This is a genomic window from Staphylococcus petrasii, from assembly GCF_002902565.1.
Classification (GTDB): Bacteria; Bacillota; Bacilli; order Staphylococcales; family Staphylococcaceae; genus Staphylococcus; species Staphylococcus petrasii.
The window spans coordinates 1-2,878 of the sequence record NZ_PPRC01000121.1 but is presented as its reverse complement, the minus strand read 5'-3'; the positions used below and the strand labels follow the sequence as shown (position 1 = coordinate 2,878).

The 2,878-nt window shown below is 35.2% G+C and carries 1 protein-coding gene; it reads right to left on the bottom strand.

Annotation, left to right across the window (positions count from 1 at the left end; genetic code table 11):
• A partial coding sequence (locus CD127_RS11775; protein WP_103366814.1) for an SdrD B-like domain-containing protein occupies nucleotides 1–2,878 on the bottom strand: 2,878 nt, incomplete at both ends.

The following is a 2,878-nucleotide window of genomic DNA, read 5'->3' as shown; positions in this document are numbered from 1 at the left end:
GTCTGAATCTGAGTCGCTGTCAGAGTCTGAATCGCTATCTGAGTCTGAATCACTGTCTGAATCTGAGTCGCTATCTGAGTCTGAATCGCTATCTGAGTCTGAGTCACTGTCAGAGTCTGAATCGCTGTCAGAGTCTGAATCGCTATCTGAATCCGAGTCGCTATCTGAGTCTGAATCACTGTCTGAATCTGAGTCGCTGTCAGAGTCTGAATCGCTATCTGAGTCTGAATCACTGTCTGAATCTGAGTCGCTATCTGCGTCTGAATCACTGTCTGAATCTGAGTCGCTATCTGAGTCTGAATCGCTGTCAGAGTCTGAGTCGCTGTCAGAGTCTGAGTCGCTGTCGCTATCTGAGTCTGAATCGCTGTCAGAGTCTGAATCGCTGTCAGAGTCTGAATCACTGTCTGAATCCGAGTCGCTATCTGAGTCTGAATCACTGTCTGAATCTGAGTCGCTGTCAGAGTCTGAATCGCTATCTGAGTCTGAATCACTGTCTGAATCTGAGTCGCTATCTGCGTCTGAATCGCTATCTGAATCTGAGTCGCTATCTGAGTCTGAATCGCTGTCAGAGTCTGAATCACTGTCTGAATCTGAGTCGCTATCTGAATCTGAGTCGCTATCTGAGTCTGAATCGCTGTCAGAGTCTGAATCGCTATCTGAATCCGAGTCGCTGTCAGAGTCTGAATCGCTGTCTGAATCTGAGTCGCTATCTGAGTCTGAATCTTCTTCGAAATAACCATTATCAATAGTTAAATCGTCATGATCAGTAATAGTTACATGCACATCTTCGCCATCAGCGTCTTTTTCATCGTCTCCTGAATCGGTAGTTGTTTGAGTTAAACCTTCAGGCTTATCAAAATGAACATTGTATTCTCCACTATCTAAATCTTCAAAAATATATTTGCCATTTTCATCTGTTTGAGTAGTTTTTAATACATTTCCATTATTATCTTTTAATGTAACTGTTACACCCTGTATACCTTTTTCATTATCATCTTGATGACCATCTTTATTAGTGTCATACCAAACATAATCACCTAATTTATATTTAGGGGTTTTGTAAAAACCGCTATCTAAAGTCATATCATCATGACCTTGTATTGTTACAGTTACAGAAGAGCCATTAGAATCATTTTCATTTGTAGAGTTTTCAGCATTTTTTATAGTAGGTGTATAGCCTTCTGGTGTTTCAAAACTCACAGTATAAGTCGAGCCATCATCTAGCCCGTCGAACTCATAATATCCGTTTTCATCAGTACGAACTGATTTTTGAGTTCCATCTGGGTTCGTTAGTGTAACTAAAACTCCACTTATAGGTTTTTCATTTTTGTCAGTATTTTGAATACCATCTTTATCTACATCTTCCCATACATAATCACCAATTTTATATTTTTGAACTGGTGTTTCACCTGAACCGTCTGAACTGTTAGTTGAAAATTCTACATTATTTCCATAACCAGCATTATATGTTCCACGACTTGCAGAATCATAAGATGATAAAATAGCATGTTGTTGTACTTGAGAATATCCCTCATCATCAACACCATAACTACTTACTACTTGAACAATATACGGTGAATCAATCTTTTGTCCAAAGTCAATTTTGAATTGGTTATTGTAACTTTGACGTGTAATAGTAAAATCACCTGAGTTTGTTACATCTTCATATTGACTATAATCGTATATTTTATTACTATCTGGTAAAGTTTGATCGTTTCTAACTTTATAGATACGAATATAAGTAGTATCATCAATAATTGTTGAACCAGCACTATTATTTGTAGGTTCCCCTGAAACTACTAATGATGGGTAAGGAACATTTTCACGCAATGGATTAACGTAAATTGTTTGTTCGATTCTTTGGTTATCTTCATCTAATCTTGTAAATGAAGTTGATATATTAGCAGGCCCCTCTTTTTCTGGGTATTGGTACTCAACAGTGACATCTTTATGAGCTTCTGAATTAGCTGTTTTATATGTTAAATCTAATTTCGTATTTCTATCAGGAACTTGTTCTTTGTCGATATATGAAGTTAATGATAAACGGGCAACTACATTTTCATATTTGTCTACATAATCTGTAAAAGTATAAGTTAATTGCTTTTTATCTAAATCATATGAACCGTTAGCAATCACTTCACCTGAATCATCAATAAGATTTGGTAAATTGTATCGAGTGGTTAAATCTGAAGGAAGTGTTCGCTTATCATAATCTACTGTCATTGTATCTCCACTATGTACAGCGTTATCAATAGAAAATGTTGAATCATATTGAATATTCTCTGCATCATGTGCTTCAATAATTCCATCATTTTCTTTACCTTCAGTAATACTTTGATTAATAACATGAATTAAATCATTAACATTTTGTCCTTGTACTGCAGCTGCAAATTTTCTAACTGCAAATTTTGATTTTGGTTGGACAGTTCTTGAGCTATTAATATCATTAGTCGTTGCTAAAGTAGTTTCTGAATCTTTTTTCTCTGAATCTGCTTTAACTAATGCACTTAATAGTGTTTTACTATTTAAATTATTATAATCAAGATTTAATTTTTCTACTTCTTTTGTTGCTTCTTCAACAGAACTATCTGAATTTGAAGCTACAAAGTTAGTAATTAATTGTTTTTTTGTTTCTTCATTTTTAGCTTGATCTAAATCATTACCAACTTGTTTAAATGATTCATTCAATTCTGCATTCGATTTATTTTCTTTTGCATTTACAGAACTTTTTTCTATATTTGGCTCTTGTGTTGTTGCTTTTTTACTAGTTTCTTCCGTACTTGGCTCTTGTAATGTTGCTTCTTTACTAGCCTCTTTTGTACTTGGTTCTTGTGTTGTTGCTTCTTTACTAGTTTCTTCTGTGCTTGGCTCTTGTGTT